Below are 13,849 nucleotides of genomic sequence, written 5' to 3'. Positions count from 1 at the left end.
CACGTGGCACTGGACGTGCTCACCGACCTCAAGAAGGTCCGCAACATCGGCATCATGGCGCACATCGATGCCGGCAAGACGACGACGACCGAGCGCATCCTGTTCTACACGGGCGTCAACTACAAGATCGGTGAGACGCACGACGGTGCGTCGACGATGGACTGGATGGAGCAGGAGCAGGAGCGCGGCATCACGATCACGTCCGCCGCGACGACCTGCTACTGGCAGGGCAACCAGATCAACATCATCGACACCCCGGGCCACGTCGACTTCACGGTCGAGGTGGAGCGGAGCCTGCGCGTGCTCGACGGCGCGGTCGCGGTCTTCGACGGCAAGGAGGGCGTCGAGCCCCAGTCCGAGACGGTGTGGCGGCAGGCGGACAAGTACAACGTCCCCCGCATCTGCTTCGTCAACAAGATGGACAAGCTCGGCGCGGACTTCTACTTCACGCTCGACACGATCGTGAACCGCCTCAAGGCGAAGCCGCTCCCGCTGCAGATCCCGATCGGCTCCGAGTCGTCGTTCATCGGCGTCGTCGACCTCATCTACCGGCGCGCGCTCACGTGGCGTGGCGAGGTGCAGAAGGGCGAGGACTACACGATCGAGGAGATCCCGGCCGACCTGGTCGACAAGGCCGAGGAGTACCGCAACCGGCTCATCGAGGCCGTCGCGGAGGCCGACGAGGAGCTGCTCGAGAAGTACCTCGGTGGCGAGGAGCTGACCGTCGACGAGATCAAGCGCGGCATCCGCACGCTCACGATCTCGGGCGAGGCCTACCCCGTCCTGTGCGGCTCGGCGTTCAAGAACAAGGGCGTCCAGCCCATGCTCGACGCCGTCATCGACTACCTGCCGTCGCCCGTCGACGTGCCGGCCGTCGAGGGCCACGCGATGAACGACGCGGAGAAGCCGATCTCGCGTGAGGCCTCCGCCACGGAGCCGTTCTCCGCGCTGGCGTTCAAGGTCGCGGCGCACCCGTTCTTCGGGAAGCTGACCTACGTCCGCGTGTACTCGGGCAGGGTCCCCACGGGCGCGCAGGTGCTCAACTCGACGAAGAACAAGAAGGAGCGCATCGGGAAGCTCTTCCAGATGCACTCCAACAAGGAGAACCCCGTCGAGGAGGCGACCGCCGGCCACATCTACGCGTTCATCGGGCTGAAGGACGTCACCACGGGTGACACCCTGTGCGACCCGACGAACGCGGTGGTGCTGGAGTCCATGACCTTCCCGGAGCCCGTCATCGACGTGGCGATCGAGCCGAAGACGAAGGGCGACCAGGAGAAGCTCTCGGTCGCCATCCAGAAGCTCGCCGAGGAGGACCCGACCTTCCGCGTGCGGCTCGACGAGGAGACCGGCCAGACCGTCATCGGCGGCATGGGCGAGCTCCACCTCGACATCCTCGTGGACCGGATGCGGCGCGAGTTCAAGGTCGAGGCGAACGTCGGCAAGCCTCAGGTCGCGTACCGCGAGACCATCCGGCGCAAGGTCGAGAAGATCGACTACACGCACAAGAAGCAGACGGGTGGCTCGGGCCAGTACGCGAAGGTCCAGATGACCTTCGAGCCGCTGGAGGCCGCGGCGGGCGAGCTCTACGAGTTCGTCAACTCCGTGACCGGTGGCCGCATCCCGCGGGAGTACATCCCCAGCGTGGACGCGGGCATCCAGTCCGCTATGGAGCTCGGCGTGCTCGCCGGCTTCCCGCTCGTCGGCATCAAGGCGACCCTGCTCGACGGTCAGTACCACGAGGTCGACTCGTCCGAGATGGCGTTCAAGATCGCCGGCTCCATGGTCCTCAAGGAGGCCGTCCGCAAGGCGGACCCCGCGCTTCTCGAGCCGATCATGTCGGTCGAGGTCCGTACGCCCGAGGACTACATGGGCGACGTCATCGGTGACCTGAACTCCCGCCGCGGCATGATCCAGTCGATGGAGGACGCGACGGGCGTGAAGGTGATCCGTGCCCTCGTGCCGCTCTCCGAGATGTTCGGGTACGTCGGTGACCTGCGTTCCAAGACGCAGGGCCGCGCGGTGTACTCGATGCAGTTCGACAGCTACGCGGAGGTTCCTCGGAACGTCGCCGAGGAGATCATCAAGAAGACCCGGGGCGAGTAGTCCCACAGGTCGAACCATCAGTACCGTCACACCACTCAACCTGTAGCGACCCGCACGCCCCGCAGGGGTCACCCGGCACCTGCAAGAATGCGACAACTACCCGAGTCCGAGGAGGACACCCGTGGCTAAGGCCAAGTTCGAGCGGACCAAGCCGCACGTGAACATCGGGACGATCGGTCACGTCGACCACGGCAAGACGACGCTGACCGCCGCGATCTCGAAGGTGCTGCACGACAAGTACCCCGACATCAACCCCTTCACGCCGTTCGACGAGATCGACAAGGCGCCGGAGGAGAAGCAGCGCGGTATCACGATCAACATCGCGCACGTCGAGTACCAGACCGAGAAGCGCCACTACGCTCACGTCGACGCGCCGGGTCACGCCGACTACATCAAGAACATGATCACCGGTGCCGCGCAGATGGACGGTGCGATCCTCGTGGTCGCCGCCACCGACGGCCCGATGGCCCAGACGCGTGAGCACGTCCTGCTCGCCCGTCAGGTCGGCGTCCCCTACCTGCTGGTCGCGCTGAACAAGTCCGACATGGTCGACGACGAGGAGATCCTCGAGCTCGTCGAGATGGAGGTCCGCGAGCTGCTGTCCTCGCAGGGCTTCGACGGCGACAACGCGCCGGTCGTGCGCGTGTCCGGCCTCAAGGCCCTCGAGGGTGACCCGAAGTGGACGAAGTCGGTCGAGGAGCTCCTCGAGGCCGTCGACGAGTCGATCCCCGAGCCCGTCCGCGACATGGACAAGCCGTTCCTCATGCCGATCGAGGACGTCTTCACCATCACCGGCCGCGGCACCGTCGTCACCGGCAAGGTCGACCGGGGCAAGCTCCCGATCAACTCGGAGGTCGAGATCCTCGGCATCCGCGCGCCGCAGAAGACCACGGTCACCGGCATCGAGATGTTCCACAAGCAGATGGACGAGGCGTGGGCCGGCGAGAACTGCGGTCTGCTGCTCCGTGGCATCAAGCGTGAGGAGGTCGAGCGCGGCCAGGTCGTGGCCAAGCCCGGCACCATCACCCCGCACACCAACTTCGAGGCCCAGGTCTACGTCCTGGCCAAGGACGAGGGCGGCCGCCACAACCCGTTCTACTCGAACTACCGTCCGCAGTTCTACTTCCGGACCACGGACGTCACCGGCGTCATCACGCTGCCCGAGGGCACCGAGATGGTCATGCCCGGCGACAACACCGAGATGACGGTCGAGCTGATCCAGCCGATCGCCATGGAGGAGGGCCTCGGCTTCGCCATCCGTGAGGGTGGCCGGACCGTCGGCTCCGGTCGAGTGACCAAGATCCTCAAGTGAGGCACTGCGCGGCCCGGGCTCGCTGAGCCCGGGCCGCGCCATGCCGGCCCGGACCCGTCCGGACCGGCGCCCCGCCCGCCCCGGCGCGTCGAGCGCCGGGGAAGGGCAGGCGGTTTGGTATTGGCCCCCGACGTCTGGCACACTGTTCCGGTTGCCCGGCGACCGCCGAGACCTGGACGCGCGTGCGCGTGCAGGTGGCGAACCGGCCAAGCACGACAGACGCCAGTGGATCGCTGCGCCTCCGGGCGCGGTGCCACACAGCATCCAACGACCTCGTACCTCGCGGTGCGCAGCGCGGAGGTGCGTCGCGATTCGCGACACGCCCGAGTGCGGGGGTCGGCCACAGCGGTTCGAGAGAGAGAGTCAGACGACGCCATGGCGGGACAGAAGATCCGCATCCGGCTCAAGTCCTACGACCACGAGGTCATCGACAGCTCGGCGCGCAAGATCGTCGACACGGTGACGCGCGCAGGCGCGACGGTCGTTGGTCCGGTGCCGCTGCCGACCGAGAAGAACGTTTTCGTCGTCATCCGGTCGCCGCACAAGTACAAGGACAGCCGCGAGCACTTCGAGATGCGCACGCACAAGCGCCTGATCGACATCATCGACCCCACGCCGAAGGCGGTGGACTCGCTCATGCGACTCGACCTGCCGGCTGACGTGAACATCGAGATCAAGCTCTGAGGGAGATCGAGATGACGACCCTTCCCCAGAACCAGCGCGCCGTCACGGCGCTGCTGGGCACCAAGCTCGGCATGACGCAGGTGTGGGACGAGGCCGGGCGCCTCGTTCCGGTCACCGTCGTCGAGGTCGGCACCAACGTCGTGACGCAGGTGCGCACCGGCGAGAAGGACGGCTACGCAGCGGTCCAGCTCGCCTACGGTCAGATCGACCCGCGCAAGGTCACGCAGCCCCTCAAGGGCCACTTCGAGAAGGCCGGTGTGACGCCGCGCCGCCACGTGACGGAGATCCGCACCACCGACGCCGGCGAGTACTCGCTCGGTCAGGAGCTGACCGCGGAGGCCTTCACAGCGGGCCAGGTCGTCGACGTCATCGGCACCACGAAGGGCAAGGGCTTCGCCGGTGTCATGAAGCGTCACGGCTTCGCCGGCGTGAGCGCCTCGCACGGTTCGCACCGCAACCACCGCAAGCCCGGTTCGATCGGCGCGGCGGCCACTCCGTCCCGCGTCTTCAAGGGCCTGCGCATGGCCGGTCGCATGGGCAACGTGCGGCAGACCACCCAGAACCTGACTGTTCACGCGGTCGACGCCGAGCGGGGTCTCCTGCTCGTCAAGGGTGCCGTTCCCGGCCCCAAGGGCGGCGTCGTCCTCGTCCGCACGGCCGCGAAGGGGGCGTGAGATGACCGAGTCCACCACGCTGACCGTCGACGTCCTCGACGCCAAGGGCGAGAAGGCCGGTACGGCCGAGCTCCCCGCTGAGGTCTTCGACGTCCAGACCAACGTGCCGCTGATCCACCAGGTCGTCGTCGCGCAGCTGGCTGCCGCCCGTCAGGGCACCGCCAAGGCGAAGACGCGCGGTGAGGTCTCCGGTGGCGGCAAGAAGCCCTTCAAGCAGAAGGGCACCGGCCGCGCCCGCCAGGGCTCGACCCGCGCGCCGCAGTTCACCGGCGGTGGCACCGTCCACGGTCCGGTCCCGCGCGACTACACCCAGCGGACGCCCAAGAAGATGAAGGCCGCCGCGCTCCGTGGTGCCCTGTCCGACCGGGCCCGTGCCGGCCGCGTGCACGTCGTCGAGGGCTTCCTCGGCGCCGACGGTGCCCCGTCCACGAAGACGGCGCTCGAGATCCTCGCCACGGTGAGCAACCGCCGCAGCGTGCTGGTGGTCCTGGAGCGCACCGACGAGCTCAGCATCAAGTCGCTGCGCAACGCGCAGCAGGTGCACGTCCTCTGGGCCGACCAGCTCAACACGTACGACGTGCTCGTGTCCGACGACGTCGTGTTCACCCGCGGTGCGCTCGAGGCCTTCCTCGCGCGGCCGACCGGGCGGGGCGCGAAGGCCGTGGCCACGTCCACCGAGGCTTCGGCCCTCGAGGCGGAGGAGAGCAAGTGACCACGCTGAACAAGGACCCGCGGGACGTGCTCATCGCCCCCGTGGTCTCGGAGAAGAGCTACGGCCTGCTCGACGAGGGCAAGTACACCTTCGAGGTGGACCCCCGTTCGAACAAGACCGAGATCAAGATCGCCGTCGAGCAGATTTTCGGCGTGAAGGTCGCGGCAGTGAACACGATCAGCCGCAAGGGCAAGGCGCGCCGCACCCGCTTCGGCATCGGCCGTCGCAAGGACGTCAAGCGCGCGATCGTGACGCTCCGCGAGGGCACGATCGACATCTTCGGGGGCCCGGTCGGCTGACCGGCGACGAGACCAAGGACTGACACGTCATGGGAATCCGCAAGTACAAGCCGACGACGCCGGGTCGCCGCGGCTCGAGCGTGGCCGACTTCGTCGAGATCACGCGTAGCACCCCGGAGAAGTCGCTGGTGCGTCCGCTGCCGAAGTCGGGTGGCCGCAACAGCGAGGGCCGGATCACCACGCGTCACATCGGCGGTGGCCACAAGCGCGCGTACCGCGTCATCGACTTCCGTCGCAACGACAAGGACGGCGTGCCGGCGAAGGTCGCTCACATCGAGTACGACCCGAACCGCACCGCCCGCATCGCGCTGCTGCACTACGCCGACGGCGAGAAGCGCTACATCCTCGCGCCGAACAAGCTGAGCCAGGGCGACGTGGTGGAGAACGGTCCGGGCGCCGACATCAAGCCCGGCAACAACCTCCCGCTGCGCAACATCCCGACGGGCACCGTCGTGCACGCGATCGAGCTCCGCCCGGGCGGCGGCGCGAAGATCGCCCGCTCGGCCGGCGCCTCGGTGCAGCTGGTCGCCAAGGAAGGGCGGTTCGCGCAGCTGCGCATGCCGTCCGGCGAGATCCGCAACGTCGACGTCCGCTGCCGCGCGACGGTCGGCGAGGTCGGCAACGCCGAGCAGTCGAACATCAACTGGGGCAAGGCCGGGCGCATGCGCTGGAAGGGCCGCAAGCCCACGGTGCGTGGCGTCGCCATGAACCCGATCGACCACCCGCACGGTGGTGGTGAGGGCAAGACCTCCGGTGGTCGGAACCCCGTCTCGCCGTGGGGTCAGCCTGAGGGCCGCACCCGTCACCCGAACAAGGCCAGCGACGCGATGATCGTCCGCCGCCGGCGCACCGGCAAGAAGCGCTGACAAGGAGCCAGACAGATGCCACGGAGCCTCAAGAAGGGCCCCTTCGTCGACGGCCACCTGCAGAAGAAGGTGGACGCGCTGAACGAGAAGGGCGGCAAGACGGTCATCAAGACCTGGTCTCGCCGATCGATGATCACGCCCGACTTCCTGGGCCACACGTTCGCCGTGCACGACGGTCGCAAGCACGTCCCGGTCTTCGTGACCGAGTCGATGGTCGGCCACAAGCTCGGTGAGTTCGCCCCGACGCGGACCTTCCGCGGCCACGAGAAGGACGACCGGAAGGCCCGCCGGCGCTGACCGGCGAGCCGTCGACACGAGAAGGCAGGACAGCAATGGAAGCCAAGGCGCAGGCGCGGTTCATCCGTGTCACGCCCATGAAGGCCCGGCGCGTCGTCGACCTCATCCGCGGGCAGAAGGCGACGGACGCCGTCGCCACGCTGCGGTTCGCGCCGCAGGCCGCGAGCGAGCCGGTCCGCAAGGTCGTCGAGAGCGCGATCGCGAACGCGCGCGTCAAGGCCGACCGGGCAGGGGAGTCGTTCGACGCCGGTTCGCTGGTCGTCAGCGAGGCGTTCGTGGACGAGGGCCCGACGCTCAAGCGGTTCCGGCCGCGCGCACAGGGTCGCGCGTCCCGGATCCTCAAGCGCACCAGCCACATCACCGTGGTCGTCGCTCCGGCGCCGACCAAGGCTGCCGCCGCCACTGGTGGCGCCGCCACGACCAAGAAGGGGAGGACCCGCTAGTGGGACAGAAGGTCAACCCGCACGGGTACCGCCTCGGGATCACGACCGACCACCGGTCGCGCTGGTTCGCCGACAGCACCAAGCCCGGGCAGCGCTACCGCGACTACATCCGCGAGGACGTGCAGATCCGCAAGCTCATGGCCACCGGCCTCGAGCGTGCCGGTATCGCCAAGGTCGAGATCGAGCGCACGCGTGACCGCGTCCGTGTGGACATCCACACGGCCCGGCCGGGCATCGTCATCGGTCGTCGTGGCGCCGAGGCCGACCGCATCCGCGGCGAGCTCGAGAAGCTCACGGGCAAGCAGGTCCAGCTGAACATCCTCGAGGTCAAGAACGCCGAGCTCGAGGCCCAGCTGGTCGCCCAGGGCATCGCCGAGCAGCTCGCGAGCCGCGTCTCGTTCCGCCGCGCGATGCGCAAGGGCATGCAGTCCGCCCAGCGCGCCGGCGCCAAGGGCGTCCGCGTCCAGTGCTCCGGCCGCCTCGGCGGCGCCGAGATGAGCCGGTCGGAGTTCTACCGCGAGGGTCGTGTGCCGCTGCACACGCTCCGCGCGAACATCGACTTCGGCACCTTCGAGGCCCGGACCACCTTCGGCCAGATCGGAGTGAAGGTCTGGATCTACAAGGGCGACATGACCGAGAAGGAGTTCGCCCGCGAGCAGGCCACGCAGGCCCCCCGCGCCCCGCGCGGTCGCGGCGACCGTCCGGACCGGCCCGCCCGCGGCCCGCGTCGCGAGCGCACCGAGGCCCCCGCCGAGGCTGCTGCCGAGGCTCCGGCCCCGGTCGCCGCTGAGGCCACGGAGACCACCACGAGCGGAACGGAGGCCTGACGATGCTGATCCCGCGCAGGCTGAAGCACCGTAAGCAGCACCACCCCGGCCGCTCCGGCGCCGCCACCGGTGGTACCCAGATCGCCTTCGGCGACTTCGGGATCCAGGCCCTCGAGCCCGCCTACGTCACGAACCGGCAGATCGAGGCGGCCCGTATCGCCATGACCCGCCACATCAAGCGTGGCGGCAAGGTCTGGATCAACATCTACCCGGACCGTCCCATCACCAAGAAGCCGGCCGAGACCCGTATGGGATCCGGTAAGGGTTCGCCCGAGTGGTGGGTGGCCAACGTCAAGCCCGGCCGTGTCATGTTCGAGCTCGCCGGCGTCCCGGAGCCCCTGGCCCGCGAGGCCATGCGCCGTGCGATGCACAAGCTCCCGATGAAGTGCCGGTTCATCGTGCGTGAGGGGAGTGCCGTCTGATGGCCATCGGTTCGAAGGCTCTCCTGCCCGACCAGCTGGACGGGATGGACGACGACGCCCTGGCGGCGGAGCTGAAGAAGGCCAAGGAGGAGCTGTTCAACCTGCGGTTCCAGTCCGCGACCGGACAGCTCGAGAGCCATGGCCGGCTGAAGGCCGTGCGTCGCGACATCGCGCGGATCTACACGATCCTGCGTGAGCGCGAGCTCGGCATCCGCACTGCACCGACCCCGGCGGAGTGAAGGCAGAGATGAGCGAGACGATCACCACTGAGGCCCGGCCGTACCGCAAGACGCGGCGTGGCTACGTGGTCAGCGACAAGATGGACAAGACCGTTGTGGTCGAGGTCGAGGACCGGGTCAAGCACCCGCTCTACGGCAAGGTCATGCGGCGCACGAGCAAGGTCAAGGTGCACGACGAGGCGAACGCGGCCGGCGTCGGCGACCTGATCCTGATCATGGAGACCCGCCCGCTGTCGGCGACCAAGCGCTGGCGGCTCGTGGAGATCCTGGAGAAGGCGAAGTAGTCGTCCAGCCCGGCCGGGCGGACCACCGCCCCGACCGCCAGACCACCATCCGTTCGGCAAGGCTCGCCCGGCCTGAGGGCTGCCGCGAGAACCAGCACGACGACAGGAGTTCGAGGACATGATCCAGCAGGAGACGCGACTGAAGGTCGCCGACAACACGGGTGCGAAGCAGATCCTCTGCATCCGTGTTCTCGGTGGATCCGGGCGTCGCTACGCCGGCATCGGCGACATCATCGTCGCCACCGTCAAGGACGCGATCCCCGGCGGGAACGTCAAGAAGGGCGACGTCGTCAAGGCCGTCGTCGTGCGCACGACCAAGGAGCGGCGTCGGCCGGACGGCTCGTACATCAAGTTCGACGAGAACGCCGCCGTGATCCTCAAGGGCGACAACGAGCCCCGCGGGACGCGCATCTTCGGCCCGGTGGGCCGCGAGCTGCGGGACAAGCGCTTCATGAAGATCATCTCGCTGGCCCCGGAGGTGCTGTGATGGCGAAGATCAAGAAGGGCGACCTCGTCGTCGTCATCGCGGGCCGGGACCGCGGCAAGCAGGGGCGCGTCCTCGAGGTGATCACCGAGCAGGACCGCGTCGTGGTCGAGGGCGTGCAGCGGGTGACCAAGCACGTCAAGGCCGGCCGCACCAACCGCGGCACCCGCACGGGTGGCATCGAGACGGTCGAGGCCCCCATCCACGTCAGCAACGTGATGCTGGTCGACCCGGAGACCAAGAAGGGCACCCGGGTCGGCTACCGCACCGAGGAGATCGAGCGCGACGGGCGCACCCGGACTGTCCGGGTCCGCGTGGCCAAGCGTTCCGGTAAGGACATCGCATGAGTGACACGACGGTCGCCCCGCGCACTGCGCCGCGGCTGAAGGCTCGCTACGCCGCGGAGATCCTCCCCGCGCTGCGCGAGGAGTTCGGCTACACGAACGTCAACCAGGTGCCCAAGCTGGTCAAGGTCGTCGTGAACATGGGCGTCGGCGAGGCCGCGCGCGACTCGAAGCTCATCGAGGGCGCCGTCCGCGACCTGACGACCATCACCGGCCAGAAGCCGCAGGTCACCAAGGCCCGCAAGTCCATCGCGCAGTTCAAGCTGCGCGAGGGCATGCCGATCGGCGCGCACACCACGCTGCGCGGCGACCGCATGTGGGAGTTCGTGGACCGGCTGATCACGCTGGCGCTGCCCCGGATCCGCGACTTCCGCGGCCTGTCGGCGCAGCAGTTCGACGGCCAGGGCAACTACACGTTCGGCCTCACCGAGCAGGTGATGTTCCACGAGATCGACCCCGACCGGATCGACCGGGTGCGCGGCATGGACATCACCCTCGTGACGACGGCCACCAACGACGACGAGGGCCGCTCGCTGCTCCGCCGTCTCGGCTTCCCCTTCAAGGAGGACTGACATGGCGAAGACCGCCCTGATCAACAAGGCGGCGCGGAAGCAGAAGTTCGCCGTCCGTGCCTACAGCCGGTGCCAGAAGTGCGGCCGTCCGCGCGCCGTGTACCGCAAGTTCGGCCTCTGCCGCATCTGCGTGCGCGAGATGGCGCACCGCGGCGAGCTTCCCGGCGTCACCAAGAGCAGCTGGTAACCACTACGCCGCCGGTCCCGGGAGGGATACCACGGCGAGGAAGGGCTCAAGCCCGATGACGATGACCGACCCCATCGCGGACATGCTCACGCGACTGCGGAACGCCAACTCGGCGTACCACGATTCCGTGACCATGCCGTACTCCAAGCTCAAGGCCAACATCGCGGAGATCCTCAAGTCCGAGGGTTACATCGCGAGCTGGACCGTCGAGGACGCCCCCGTGGGCAAGAACCTCACGATCCAGCTGAAGTTCGGCCCGAACCGCGAGCGTTCGCTCGCGGGCGTCCGCCGCGTGTCCAAGCCGGGCCTGCGTGTGTACGCGAAGTCCACCAACCTGCCTCGGGTCCTGGGCGGCCTCGGCGTGGCGATCCTGTCCACGTCGTCCGGCCTGCTGACCGACAAGCAGGCAGCCTCCAAGGGTGTGGGCGGGGAAGTCCTCGCCTACGTCTGGTAGCCGAGAGAGGGAGAGGAGCAGCCATGTCTCGCATCGGCAAGGTCCCCGTCCCGGTCCCGGCCGGGGTGGATGTCACGATCGACGGCGCGCAGGTGACCGTCAAGGGCCCCAAGGGGACGCTCGAGCACACCGTGCCGGCGCCCATCCAGGTCGCCCGCGACGAGAGCGGCGCGATCGTCGTCACCCGGCCCGACGACGAGCGCCTCTCGCGCTCGCTGCACGGGCTCACCCGCACGCTGATCGCCAACCTGGTGACGGGCGTGACCGAGGGCTACACCAAGCGCCTCGAGATCGTCGGCACGGGTTACCGCGTCGTCGCCAAGGGCGCCGACCTGGAGTTCGCGCTCGGCTTCAGCCACCCGGTCGTCGTCACGGCGCCCGACGGCATCACCTTCGAGGTGACGTCGCCGACCAAGTTCGCCGTCAGCGGCATCGACAAGCAGCAGGTGGGCGAAGTCGCCGCGAACATCCGCAAGATCCGCAAGCCCGAGCCGTACAAGGGCAAGGGTGTGCGGTACGCGGGCGAGGTCGTCCGTCGTAAGGCCGGAAAGGCTGGTAAGTGACGATGGCTATCACGATCAAGGGCAAGGGCAAGGCCATCTCGCGTGCCCGCCGCCACCTGCGCCTTCGCAAGAAGGTCGCCGGCACGGCCGCGCGGCCGCGCCTGGTGGTCACCCGCTCCAGCCGGCACATGGTCGCCCAGGTGGTGGACGACGGCGTCGGCCGCACCCTGGTCTCGGCGTCCACGCTCGAGGCAGACCTGCGCGCCTTCGACGGCGACAAGACCGCCAAGGCACGTCGTGTCGGCGAGCTCGTCGCCGAGCGAGCCAAGGCCGCCGGCATCGAGGCCGTCGTGTTCGACCGTGGTGGCAACAAGTACCACGGCCGGGTCGCGGCGGTCGCCGAGGGCGCCCGCGAAGGCGGGCTGGCCCTGTGACCGCCCACGTCATCACCGTACGGAAGCAGAGGAAGCACTGATGGCTGCACCGCAGCGCAGCAACACCGGAGCCCAGGGCGCCGGCGGGGGCGACCGGCGCGAGCGTGGCGACCGCCGGGACAACCGTCGCGGCGGCCCCGAGCAGGCCGAGAAGAGCGCCTTCCTCGAGCGCGTGGTTGCGATCAACCGCGTCTCGAAGGTCGTCAAGGGCGGTCGTCGCTTCAGCTTCACCGCGCTCGTCGTGGTGGGTGACGGCGACGGCACCGTCGGCGTCGGCTACGGCAAGGCCAAGGAGGTGCCCGCCGCGATCGCGAAGGGCGTGGAGGAGGCCAAGAAGAGCTTCTTCCGCGTGCCCCGCATCCAGGGCACCATCCCGCACCCCGTCCAGGGTGAGGCCGCCGCAGGCGTCGTCTTCCTCCGGCCCGCGTCCCCCGGTACCGGCGTCATCGCCGGTGGCCCGGTCCGCGCGGTCCTGGAGTGCGCCGGCGTCCACGACATCCTGTCCAAGTCGATGGGCTCGTCGAACGCGATCAACATCGTGCACGCCACGGTGGCGGCCCTGCGCGGGCTCGAGGAGCCCGAGTCGGTCGCCGCTCGCCGCGGCCTGTCCGTCGAGCACGTGACTCCCGCCGCGCTCCTGCGTGCGCGTGAGGCCGGCGTGGCCGCGAAGGCAGGTGCATGATGCCCCGGCTCAAGGTGACCCAGACCCGGTCCGTCATCGGCGGCAAGCAGAACCAGCGCGACACGCTGCGCAGTCTCGGCCTCAAGCGCATCGGCGACATCGTCGTCAAGGAGGACCGACCTGAGATCCGCGGCATGGTCGCCACGGTGGCGCACCTCGTCACCGTCGAGGAGGTCGAGTGACCATGGCAGAGAACAAGAAGGACGCCGCCGCTGACGCGGAGGCGACCGAGAAGAAGCCCACGCGCAAGCCCGCGGCCAAGGCCGAGACGGCTGCCGCCGAGAAGCCTGCCAAGGCGACCAAGGCGAAGGCCGACGCGCCCAAGGCGGAGACCAAGGCTGCGGCGGACAAGCCCGCGAAGGCGGCGAAGGCCGACGCGCCCAAGGCCGAGACCAAGGCCGCGGCCGACAAGCCCGCTGCCAAGGCCACCAAGGCTGCGGCGAAGGCGGACGCCCCCAAGGCGTCCACCCCTGCCGAGGGCCTCGGCGGCACCCTGCGGGTGCACCACCTGCGGCCGGCGCCGGGCGCCCACACGCCGAAGACCCGCGTGGGTCGCGGTGAGGGCTCCAAGGGCAAGACGGCGGGTCGCGGTACCAAGGGCACGAAGGCGCGCTACCAGGTTCCGGAGCGGCGCGAGGGTGGCGGCATCCCGCTGCACATGCGCCAGCCGAAGCTGCGCGGCTTCAAGAACCCGTTCAAGACCACCTACCAGGTGGTCAACCTCGACCGTCTCGCCGAGCTGTACCCCGCCGGTGGCTCGGTGACGGCCGAGGACCTCGTGGCCAAGGGCGCCGTCCGCAAGGGCCAGCCGGTCAAGGTCCTCGGGGTCGGCGACGTCGCGGTGAAGCTGGACGTGTCCGTCACGGCCGTCTCGGCGACCGCGCGCGAGAAGATCCTCGCCGCCGGAGGATCGGTCCAGGACTGACACCGGGGCGGCCCGGGCCTCGTCGGCCCGGGCCGCACCGTGTCCCACCGATCTGGGCTAGGGTGCCCCACGGCACCGGCTCCGCGTGCGGGTCCTCCC

The 13,849-nt window shown here is 69.0% G+C and carries 23 protein-coding genes; all 23 read left to right on the top strand.

Features of this window, described 5'->3' with window-relative positions; all coding sequences use genetic code 11:
• Positions 1-3 precede the first annotated feature (3 nt).
• The 23 genes from fusA to rplO all read left to right on the top strand — a co-directional run bounded on the left by fusA (position 4) and on the right by rplO (position 13,750).
• Positions 4-2,106: an elongation factor G gene (gene fusA / locus AFE02nite_RS13035; protein WP_034243799.1), complete on the top strand. Its 2,103-nt coding sequence runs from the start codon at positions 4-6 to the stop codon at positions 2,104-2,106.
• 121 nt (positions 2,107-2,227) lie between these two features.
• The gene (gene tuf, locus AFE02nite_RS13030; protein WP_034243801.1) at positions 2,228-3,418 is read left to right on the top strand and encodes an elongation factor Tu; all 1,191 of its coding nucleotides are present in this window, start codon (positions 2,228-2,230) and stop codon (positions 3,416-3,418) included.
• A gap of 375 nt (positions 3,419-3,793) precedes the next feature.
• A complete protein-coding gene (rpsJ, locus tag AFE02nite_RS13025) occupies positions 3,794-4,102 on the top strand; it encodes a 30S ribosomal protein S10 (RefSeq protein ID WP_019146773.1) in 309 nt (102 codons plus the stop codon).
• Between the two features lie 11 nt (positions 4,103-4,113).
• Positions 4,114-4,776, top strand: coding sequence for a 50S ribosomal protein L3 (gene rplC, locus AFE02nite_RS13020; RefSeq protein WP_034243804.1), 663 nt, complete (start codon positions 4,114-4,116; stop codon positions 4,774-4,776).
• Position 4,777: 1 nt separating this feature from the next.
• Positions 4,778-5,488 (top strand): 50S ribosomal protein L4, encoded by a 711-nt coding sequence (gene rplD, locus AFE02nite_RS13015; protein ID WP_034243806.1) that lies wholly within the window; start codon positions 4,778-4,780, stop codon positions 5,486-5,488.
• Positions 5,485-5,787 (top strand): 50S ribosomal protein L23, encoded by a 303-nt coding sequence (gene rplW / locus AFE02nite_RS13010; RefSeq protein WP_034243808.1) that lies wholly within the window; start codon positions 5,485-5,487, stop codon positions 5,785-5,787. The genes rplD and rplW overlap by 4 nt, the downstream gene beginning before the upstream one ends.
• Positions 5,788-5,816: 29 nt before the next feature.
• On the top strand, positions 5,817-6,653 hold the full coding sequence (rplB, locus tag AFE02nite_RS13005) for a 50S ribosomal protein L2 (protein ID WP_034243810.1): 837 nt from the start codon (positions 5,817-5,819) through the stop codon (positions 6,651-6,653).
• 15 nt (positions 6,654-6,668) lie between these two features.
• The gene (gene rpsS, locus AFE02nite_RS13000; RefSeq protein ID WP_034243812.1) at positions 6,669-6,950 is read left to right on the top strand and encodes a 30S ribosomal protein S19; all 282 of its coding nucleotides are present in this window, start codon (positions 6,669-6,671) and stop codon (positions 6,948-6,950) included.
• A 35-nt stretch (positions 6,951-6,985) separates the two neighbouring features.
• Positions 6,986-7,393 (top strand): 50S ribosomal protein L22, encoded by a 408-nt coding sequence (gene rplV / locus AFE02nite_RS12995; protein WP_034243814.1) that lies wholly within the window; start codon positions 6,986-6,988, stop codon positions 7,391-7,393.
• The gene (gene rpsC, locus AFE02nite_RS12990; protein ID WP_034243816.1) at positions 7,393-8,220 is read left to right on the top strand and encodes a 30S ribosomal protein S3; all 828 of its coding nucleotides are present in this window, start codon (positions 7,393-7,395) and stop codon (positions 8,218-8,220) included. Before rplV ends, rpsC begins: the two co-directional genes overlap by 1 nt.
• A gap of 2 nt (positions 8,221-8,222) precedes the next feature.
• Positions 8,223-8,642, top strand: a complete 420-nt coding sequence (rplP, locus tag AFE02nite_RS12985; protein WP_034243818.1) for a 50S ribosomal protein L16 — start codon at positions 8,223-8,225, stop codon at positions 8,640-8,642.
• On the top strand, positions 8,642-8,881 hold the full coding sequence (gene rpmC / locus AFE02nite_RS12980; protein ID WP_034243820.1) for a 50S ribosomal protein L29: 240 nt from the start codon (positions 8,642-8,644) through the stop codon (positions 8,879-8,881). The genes rplP and rpmC overlap by 1 nt, the downstream gene beginning before the upstream one ends.
• An 8-nt stretch (positions 8,882-8,889) precedes the next feature.
• Complete coding sequence (rpsQ, locus tag AFE02nite_RS12975; protein WP_034243858.1) at positions 8,890-9,165, top strand: 30S ribosomal protein S17; 276 nt, start codon at positions 8,890-8,892, stop codon at positions 9,163-9,165.
• Between the two features lie 118 nt (positions 9,166-9,283).
• Positions 9,284-9,652: a 50S ribosomal protein L14 gene (gene rplN, locus AFE02nite_RS12970; RefSeq protein ID WP_034243822.1), complete on the top strand. Its 369-nt coding sequence runs from the start codon at positions 9,284-9,286 to the stop codon at positions 9,650-9,652.
• Positions 9,652-9,996, top strand: a complete 345-nt coding sequence (gene rplX / locus AFE02nite_RS12965) for a 50S ribosomal protein L24 (RefSeq protein WP_034243824.1) — start codon at positions 9,652-9,654, stop codon at positions 9,994-9,996. Before rplN ends, rplX begins: the two co-directional genes overlap by 1 nt.
• Entirely contained in the window at positions 9,993-10,565 is a 573-nt protein-coding gene (gene rplE / locus AFE02nite_RS12960; RefSeq protein WP_034243826.1) for a 50S ribosomal protein L5, read from the top strand. The genes rplX and rplE overlap by 4 nt, the downstream gene beginning before the upstream one ends.
• Before the next feature lies 1 nt (position 10,566).
• Positions 10,567-10,752 (top strand): type Z 30S ribosomal protein S14, encoded by a 186-nt coding sequence (locus AFE02nite_RS12955; RefSeq protein ID WP_034243828.1) that lies wholly within the window; start codon positions 10,567-10,569, stop codon positions 10,750-10,752.
• Positions 10,753-10,807: 55 nt separating this feature from the next.
• Positions 10,808-11,206 (top strand): 30S ribosomal protein S8, encoded by a 399-nt coding sequence (gene rpsH / locus AFE02nite_RS12950; RefSeq protein WP_034243830.1) that lies wholly within the window; start codon positions 10,808-10,810, stop codon positions 11,204-11,206.
• Between the two features lie 23 nt (positions 11,207-11,229).
• A complete protein-coding gene (gene rplF, locus AFE02nite_RS12945; protein ID WP_034243832.1) occupies positions 11,230-11,769 on the top strand; it encodes a 50S ribosomal protein L6 in 540 nt (179 codons plus the stop codon).
• A 2-nt stretch (positions 11,770-11,771) separates the two neighbouring features.
• Positions 11,772-12,143, top strand: a complete 372-nt coding sequence (rplR, locus tag AFE02nite_RS12940) for a 50S ribosomal protein L18 (protein ID WP_034243859.1) — start codon at positions 11,772-11,774, stop codon at positions 12,141-12,143.
• Positions 12,144-12,183: 40 nt separating this feature from the next.
• Positions 12,184-12,825: a 30S ribosomal protein S5 gene (rpsE, locus tag AFE02nite_RS12935; RefSeq protein ID WP_034243834.1), complete on the top strand. Its 642-nt coding sequence runs from the start codon at positions 12,184-12,186 to the stop codon at positions 12,823-12,825.
• On the top strand, positions 12,825-13,007 hold the full coding sequence (rpmD, locus tag AFE02nite_RS12930) for a 50S ribosomal protein L30 (protein ID WP_034243836.1): 183 nt from the start codon (positions 12,825-12,827) through the stop codon (positions 13,005-13,007). The genes rpsE and rpmD overlap by 1 nt, the downstream gene beginning before the upstream one ends.
• A 2-nt stretch (positions 13,008-13,009) precedes the next feature.
• The gene (rplO, locus tag AFE02nite_RS12925) at positions 13,010-13,750 is read left to right on the top strand and encodes a 50S ribosomal protein L15 (protein WP_146819929.1); all 741 of its coding nucleotides are present in this window, start codon (positions 13,010-13,012) and stop codon (positions 13,748-13,750) included.
• The last annotated feature ends 99 nt before the right edge of the window (positions 13,751-13,849 follow it).

This window comes from Actinotalea fermentans (assembly GCF_007991475.1).
In the GTDB taxonomy this organism is placed as follows: domain Bacteria; phylum Actinomycetota; class Actinomycetes; order Actinomycetales; family Cellulomonadaceae; genus Actinotalea; species Actinotalea fermentans.
Note: the sequence above shows the minus strand (reverse complement) of the source record. Positions and strands in the feature narration are given on the sequence as shown.

Bases quoted from the DNA above. Each gene is read 5' to 3' on its own strand.
- rplB (WP_034243810.1), top strand. From the start codon at position 5,817: ATGGGAATCCGCAAGTACAAGCCGACGACGCCGGGTCGCCGCGGCTCG.
- AFE02nite_RS12955 (WP_034243828.1), top strand. From the start codon at position 10,567: ATGGCGAAGACCGCCCTGATCAACAAGGCGGCGCGGAAGCAGAAGTTC.
- rplR (WP_034243859.1), top strand. From the start codon at position 11,772: ATGGCTATCACGATCAAGGGCAAGGGCAAGGCCATCTCGCGTGCCCGC.
- rpmD (WP_034243836.1), top strand. From the start codon at position 12,825: ATGCCCCGGCTCAAGGTGACCCAGACCCGGTCCGTCATCGGCGGCAAG.
- rplD (WP_034243806.1), top strand. From the start codon at position 4,778: ATGACCGAGTCCACCACGCTGACCGTCGACGTCCTCGACGCCAAGGGC.
- rplP (WP_034243818.1), top strand. From the start codon at position 8,223: ATGCTGATCCCGCGCAGGCTGAAGCACCGTAAGCAGCACCACCCCGGC.
- rplX (WP_034243824.1), top strand. From the start codon at position 9,652: ATGGCGAAGATCAAGAAGGGCGACCTCGTCGTCGTCATCGCGGGCCGG.
- rplO (WP_146819929.1), top strand. From the start codon at position 13,010: ATGGCAGAGAACAAGAAGGACGCCGCCGCTGACGCGGAGGCGACCGAG.
- rpmC (WP_034243820.1), top strand. From the start codon at position 8,642: ATGGCCATCGGTTCGAAGGCTCTCCTGCCCGACCAGCTGGACGGGATG.
- rplF (WP_034243832.1), top strand. From the start codon at position 11,230: ATGTCTCGCATCGGCAAGGTCCCCGTCCCGGTCCCGGCCGGGGTGGAT.
- rplV (WP_034243814.1), top strand. From the start codon at position 6,986: ATGGAAGCCAAGGCGCAGGCGCGGTTCATCCGTGTCACGCCCATGAAG.
- rpsH (WP_034243830.1), top strand. From the start codon at position 10,808: ATGACGATGACCGACCCCATCGCGGACATGCTCACGCGACTGCGGAAC.
- rpsE (WP_034243834.1), top strand. From the start codon at position 12,184: ATGGCTGCACCGCAGCGCAGCAACACCGGAGCCCAGGGCGCCGGCGGG.
- rpsS (WP_034243812.1), top strand. From the start codon at position 6,669: ATGCCACGGAGCCTCAAGAAGGGCCCCTTCGTCGACGGCCACCTGCAG.
- rpsQ (WP_034243858.1), top strand. From the start codon at position 8,890: ATGAGCGAGACGATCACCACTGAGGCCCGGCCGTACCGCAAGACGCGG.
- rplC (WP_034243804.1), top strand. From the start codon at position 4,114: ATGACGACCCTTCCCCAGAACCAGCGCGCCGTCACGGCGCTGCTGGGC.
- rplN (WP_034243822.1), top strand. From the start codon at position 9,284: ATGATCCAGCAGGAGACGCGACTGAAGGTCGCCGACAACACGGGTGCG.
- rpsJ (WP_019146773.1), top strand. From the start codon at position 3,794: ATGGCGGGACAGAAGATCCGCATCCGGCTCAAGTCCTACGACCACGAG.
- rplE (WP_034243826.1), top strand. From the start codon at position 9,993: ATGAGTGACACGACGGTCGCCCCGCGCACTGCGCCGCGGCTGAAGGCT.